Annotated in this window: 6 protein-coding genes and 1 pseudogene; all 7 read right to left on the reverse strand. The window is 68.9% G+C overall.

Features of this window, described 5'->3' with window-relative positions; translation table 11 throughout:
• A partial coding sequence (locus Q1V87_RS11335; protein WP_300592785.1) for a formyltransferase family protein occupies nt 1–335 on the reverse strand: 335 nt, incomplete at its 3' end.
• Nucleotides 336–339: 4 nt separating this feature from the next.
• A complete protein-coding gene (locus Q1V87_RS11340) occupies nt 340–1,596 on the reverse strand; it encodes a DUF6350 family protein (RefSeq protein WP_300592788.1) in 1,257 nt (418 codons plus the stop codon).
• Between the two features lie 43 nt (nt 1,597–1,639).
• Nucleotides 1,640–3,229, reverse strand: a complete 1,590-nt coding sequence (locus tag Q1V87_RS11345; RefSeq protein ID WP_300592791.1) for a polysaccharide deacetylase family protein — start codon at nt 3,227–3,229, stop codon at nt 1,640–1,642.
• Nucleotides 3,226–3,807 carry a hypothetical protein gene (locus tag Q1V87_RS11350; protein ID WP_300592794.1) on the reverse strand — a complete coding sequence of 194 codons (582 nt, stop codon included), beginning with the start codon at nt 3,805–3,807 and terminating at the stop codon, nt 3,226–3,228. Before Q1V87_RS11350 ends, Q1V87_RS11345 begins: the two co-directional genes overlap by 4 nt.
• Nucleotides 3,808–3,936: 129 nt before the next feature.
• The gene (locus Q1V87_RS11355) at nt 3,937–4,371 is read right to left on the reverse strand and encodes a nitroreductase family deazaflavin-dependent oxidoreductase (protein ID WP_300592796.1); all 435 of its coding nucleotides are present in this window, start codon (nt 4,369–4,371) and stop codon (nt 3,937–3,939) included.
• A 121-nt stretch (nt 4,372–4,492) separates the two neighbouring features.
• On the reverse strand, nt 4,493–5,395 hold the full coding sequence (sucD, locus tag Q1V87_RS11360; RefSeq protein WP_300592799.1) for a succinate--CoA ligase subunit alpha: 903 nt from the start codon (nt 5,393–5,395) through the stop codon (nt 4,493–4,495).
• Between the two features lie 30 nt (nt 5,396–5,425).
• Nucleotides 5,426–5,718 (reverse strand): annotated as a pseudogene (locus Q1V87_RS11365) (succinate--CoA ligase subunit beta); the annotation flags it as partial.

Consider the following 5,718-nt stretch of genomic DNA (forward strand, 5'->3'; position numbering starts at 1 on the left):
AGATACGCCGGGTGGGTGTTGATGATCCGCGGCGCCCAGGGTTCGAGGACCGATGCGGGGAGCAACCGCATCAGGCCGCTGAGAACGATGAGGTCGGGTTGCCACACCGCGAGTTGGTCGCGAAGCGCCTCACCCCAGGCCGCTCGGCTCGCATACTCGGCGAAGGGCACGAAGAACCACGGAATGCCGAAGGCTTCGGCATGGGCGAGGCCTTCGGCCTCGCGGTCGGCGCCGACGACAACGATCCGCGCCGGATAGTCGGGCTCGTTCGCTGCCTCGAGCAGCGCCCGAAGGTTGGATCCGGCGCCGGAGATGAGAACGGCGACGGTGAGCACCGACTCAGTCTACCGAGGGCTCCAGGAGCGCCGTGGGCACCGCCTCGGTCGCGTCGTCGTCACGGGCTCGACGTCGCGGTGAGAGCAACAGGATGCCGGCACCGACGCCGACCTCGATGCCGATCGCCAGCGCGACGGGGCCCGGTTCTGGTCCCAGCTGGGCGAGCACACCAGGGCCGAGCGAGCCGGAGGCGAGGGCCGCCAGCAGCGCCGCTGAACCGGCCGAAACAACCGCGATCCCGAGCGTCACGACGATACGGGCGGCAACGCGCTCGGCATCCGCGGCGAAGAACGACCGAGCGACCCACCCGGCGAAGGCGCCGACCGCGACGGGCAGGAGCGCAAGCAGCAGCAACCACGGCGAGGTCGACTCGGGGAGGACGCCCAGCAGCGGCAGGCCGGGCAGGACGCCGGTCGTGGTTCCGGATGCCGCGACCGTCGCCCCTGCTCCGAGGGACACACCGGGACCGGCAACGAAGGCGAGCGCCCACACGACGAGGGTGGGAAGGTAGAGAAGCTGGCCGAGCGTCAGGAGCACTGCGCCCAGGACATCGACGTGGGACGCCTCGTAGAGGCCGACGATCTGGGAGCCGCGCGCGAAGATCGCGACAGCGGTGACCAGTGCCGCGACCCCGAGGAGTCCGACTGCCGCGATCGCCCCCGCGCGCGCGATGACCGTCGGGGTGAGGGCCCAGTCCTCGGGCAGGTCTTCGGTCCATTCGCGTAGCGCCGCGATGACGCCGCTGTCGGCATCCTGCCACTCCCCGACGAGCGCGCCGAGCAGCGCCGGGATGCCGAAGATGAGGGCCGGGAAGAGGATCGCTTCCGTGAGCGAGGTGTGTGCAATGGGGTTTCCCGCGGTCAACGCGATGCCGGCGGCTGCAGCGGCGAAGACCACGGTCCCCGCGAGTGCGCCCGTGAACGCCGCTCCCGAGCGTGAGGCCCGCCGACCCGAGCGCGTCGCCGAGATGGCGGTGAATCCCACGAAGGCCAGCGGGGCGAGCGAGAGCACGAAGGATGCTGCGCCTGGATCAATGCCGGCAGTTGCCACGTAGTCGGCGGGAAGCGTGATCTCTAGCGGGACGACGTGCCCCAGTTGCCAGACGCTTGCGGCGGTGGGCCACAGCGCGTCCCACGGGGCAAGGCCACCGAACTCCACGACCCACAGGAGCGTCGCTGGTGCGAGCACGACGACGAGGCCCGCGGCGACGGTGACGAGCGCGTCGAAGGCCGCGAGAAGGAAGACGATGACCCGGTTCATGCGGGTTCGACCTTACCCATCGCCGAGCCGCTCACCGGTCGACTCACCGGGCGCTGCGCCACGCTCCCGATTTCGGGACTGAGCCCTGGAACAGTTCGGTGATCGTTGCCATGGTGAAACCCCGATCGAGAAGCCCGTCGCAAATGGCTCCGACGGTGCGCGCCGTGTTCCCGTGGATGTCGTGCTGCAGCACGATCGAGCCGGGCTTCGATCGTGTCACGACCCGCTCGATCAGGACGTCGTCGGCCGGGCCCTCCCAGTCCTCGGTGTCGACATCCCAGAGGATCGCGGGCATCTGCGCCACCGCGAGCACCCGCGCGTTGTAGTCACCATAGGGGGGTCGGAACATCGTGATCTTCTGGCCGGATGCCGCCTCCAACGCGGCTGTCGTGTCGCGCAATTGCGACGCGATCTGCGCATCGGTCAGCTTCGTGAGCGACGGATGGTTCCAGCTGTGGTTTCCGATGAGGTGTCCCTCGGCGACCATCCGCTGCAGTGTGGCTGCGTATCTGTTCGCCTTCTCACCCATCGCGAAGAACGTCGCACTGGCGCGGTGCGTCGCGAGGGCATCCAGCATGCTCGGAGTGAGATCGCTCGGACCATCGTCGTAGGTCAGCGCAACGCAGGGCGTCAACGAACAGTCGACGGGCACGTCCCCGGGCCTCGTCACACTCGGGCCTGAGTACGGCTGACCGACCGAGGCGAGCAGCCGTCGTCCGAAGTCGGTGAGCAGGGGTTCGGCAACAGCCGTAGGCACCAGAACGGTACGGGCCGCATCGGTCGGTGGGATGCCGAGCGCCGCGAGCCCATCGGTGGTGAAGCCAGCGGGGATCGTGAACTGCATGCCGCCCGCAGCCGCGGGGATCGTCGTCGCGAAGGCCCCGGCGAGGCGCTCCGCCGCCGACGGGTCCGCCACGGGGGCCAGCGAGAGGGAGCCAGCGGCGCGGCGCAAACCGTCAACAACCTCCGCAGCGAGCGTTCCGAGGGCATCCGGCGTCCACAGCTGGGCTCCGGACGCCACATCGCCCACTGCCGCGTCACCGAAGAGGGTCTCGGCGGTGTCGGCTGTGACGGCATCCGCGTTCGACATCACCGTGCGCAGTCGCTCACCGAACAGGGTTCCCGCCGCCCACACGACATCACACACGACAGTAGCCGCACCACCGCCCACGACGGGTCCGGCTACAGCTGGATCGACCAGCAACTGGGCAGCCGGGGTCGTGGTGGAGCCGGGAGTGCAGGTCCGGTCGTTCAGGCCTGCACCGACGTCTCCGGCCTGAGGCCGATAGGTCGCGCCGGTGGCGTCTTGCCGAGCAGCGATCGCGGCCCGGATATAGCCCCTCACCGCGTCATTGAAGGCGGGGACCTGCGGCAGAAGCAGGTAGCGGGCCTGGATGCCGACACCATCCTGGCGGATGCGCTCGGGTGAAACGTTGGAGGCGAGCGGTTGCCCGGGTTCCGCGCTCAACGGCGCCGCCTCGCCCTCGACGACGGTCAGCCTCGTTGCCGGCCAGGTCGGCGGGCTCCAGTTCTCGTCGACGGCAGGGGCGCAGCCGGAGGCGACGACGGATGCCGCTACGACAACGGCCGCGACGGCCAGTGCACGGGCAGAACGCGGGACCGAAGCGCTCACGGCTGCACCCCCTCGACCAGCGACGCCATCGCCGCGCGGTAGCGCTCGAGGTCATCGCTCGAGGCGACGAAGACGACGGAACCTCCCGCGACCGGCCCCACCGCAGCGACCAGGTCAGGCACGGCAGCGGCGCCCTCCTCGCTCGACCCGGACGGGGACCCGTGCGCGACGGTCAGCCCCGATGCCAAGGTCTCGACCATGGGAGCCGCCGCGCCGGCGTCCATCGCGGCCTGGGTGGCGTCGGCGGCGCTGAGTGAGGCATCCACGATCAGACCGCGGTCGGGTGTCACGATGCGCGCGTGCGAGTCATCCGGTCGGGTGATCAGCCAGCCCTCGGGCACGATGACGGTCACGGGAGCCGATTCCGGACCGAGCACGAGGGGCTCTGCCGCGGTTGCCACCCGGGTCTGCAGGTTCGCGATGGCCGGCGGCACCGTGATGACTCCGATCACCGTGATGAAGGCCAGCAGTCCGACCCCTCCGATCGTCGCCAGCGTCCAGACCCACCAGGGGGTGGGGCGATGTCGCGACGATGCGATGGTGCGGCGCGTCAATGTGGCTTGCGCAGTGTCGTTCATGCTGGCTCCGGGGCGCACGGACGGCGCTGAACGTATTGTGCCGTTCTCGGGCGTCCGAAACCTGACGGCGGGCCGGAAAAACTCATCGATCGCGGCGGATTCTCAGTCTGCGCCGCGCAGCGCGGGGCCTTATGCGGGGTCGAGCACGAAGACAGCGATGAGCCGTTCGGTCTTCTTCTGGTACTCGGCGTAGTCGGGCCACACCTCGACAGCACGCGCCCACCACTGGTCGCGCTCCTCACCCTCGACTTCGCGCGCGAGGTAATCACGCTTGGTCGCGCCATCCTGCAACTCGACTGTCGCGTTCTTGCGCATGTTGCCCGCCCACTTGGGTTCGTCGGGCGCGCCGCCCTTCGACGCGATCACGGCATAGCTTCCGCCGTGTTCAACACGCATGAGCGCGGTCTTTCGCAGCCCTCCGGTCCTGGCGCCGAGCGTGGTCAGGACGATGACGGGCTTGCCTCGCAGCACCGATCCCTCGGCGCCGCCCGTGGCTTCGTAGGTCTCGGCCTGGGTGCGGGCCCACTCCGATGTGGACGGCTTGTACTCTCCGGTCAGTGGCATGCCCTCAGGCTACCGCCCACCTGCGACCACGGGCTGCCCGGAGCGAGACACCGCGTACACAGCGAGACACCCTCTGTCGCGCGGCGTCTCGCGCGACAGAGGGTGTCTCGGTGAGCGAGCGTCAGAGCTGCTCGATGATCTCGCGCATCAGGGCGGCGGTCTCGGACGGCGTCTTGCCGACCTTCACGCCCGCAGCCTCGAGGGCCTCCTTCTTGGCCTGGGCGGTACCCGCAGAGCCCGACACGATCGCGCCGGCGTGACCCATGGTCTTGCCTTCGGGAGCGGTGAAGCCCGCGACATAGCCGACGACCGGCTTGGTCACGTTCGCCTTGATGAAGTCGGCGGCGCGCTCTTCGGCATCCCCACCGATCTCACCGATCATGACGATCGCCTTGGTCTCGGGGTCTGCCTCGAACGCGGCGAGCGCGTCGATGTGGGTGGTGCCGATGATCGGGTCGCCACCGATACCGATAGCGGTCGAGAAGCCCAGGTCACGCAACTCGAACATCATCTGGTAGGTGAGCGTGCCCGACTTCGAGACGAGGCCGATCGGACCCTTGCCCGTGATGTTGGCCGGGGTGATACCCACGAGCGACTCACCGGGGGTGATGATACCGGGGCAGTTCGGGCCGATGATGCGCGTCTTGTTTCCCTTGGACTGGGTGTAGGCCCAGGCCTCGGCAGTGTCACCGACGGGGACGCCTTCGGTGATCACCACGAGCAGCGGGATCTCGGCGTCGATGGCCTCGATCATGGCATCCTTCGTGAAGGCGGGCGGCACGAAAGCGATCGAGACGTCAGCGCCGGTCTTCTCCATCGCTTCGGCGACGGATGCGAAAACAGGCAGCTCGACGGCGTTACCGTCCTTGTCGGTGTGCGAGACGGTCGTCCCGGCCTTGCGGGCGTTCACCCCGCCGACGACCTGGGTGCCGGCCTTGAGCATCAGCGCGGTGTGCTTGGTGCCCTCGCCGCCGGTGATGCCCTGGACGATGACCTTGGAGTCCTTGTTGAGGTAGATCGACATAGTCCTAGTTCCTTGTTCCGATGCCGCAGCTCAGGCGTTCGCCAGCTCGGCGGCCTTGTCGGCACCCTCGTCCATGCCGGCAGCGAGGGTGACGAGCGGGTTGTTGGCGGCGGCGAGGATGGCACGGCCCTCTTCGACCTGGTTGCCGTCGAGGCGGACCACGAGCGGCTTGGTGGCGGCGTCACCGAGGATCTCGAGCGCCTTGACGATGCCCTCCGCAACGGCCACGCACGACGTGATGCCGCCGAAGACGTTGACGAACACCGACTTCACCTGCGGGTCGCCGAGGATGACGTCCAGGCCCGCGGCCATGACGGTCGCCG

Origin of the sequence: Microbacterium sp. (genome assembly GCF_030149085.1) — a bacterium.
Lineage (GTDB): Bacteria > Actinomycetota > Actinomycetes > Actinomycetales > Microbacteriaceae > Microbacterium.

What these genes read in the sequence shown, in the direction of transcription:
- Q1V87_RS11340 (WP_300592788.1), bottom strand. Translation starts at nt 1,596, where the DNA reads ATGAACCGGGTCATCGTCTTCCTTCTCGCGGCCTTCGACGCGCTCGTC.
- Q1V87_RS11350 (WP_300592794.1), bottom strand. Translation starts at nt 3,807, where the DNA reads ATGAACGACACTGCGCAAGCCACATTGACGCGCCGCACCATCGCATCG.
- Q1V87_RS11355 (WP_300592796.1), bottom strand. Translation starts at nt 4,371, where the DNA reads ATGCCACTGACCGGAGAGTACAAGCCGTCCACATCGGAGTGGGCCCGC.
- sucD (WP_300592799.1), bottom strand. Translation starts at nt 5,395, where the DNA reads ATGTCGATCTACCTCAACAAGGACTCCAAGGTCATCGTCCAGGGCATC.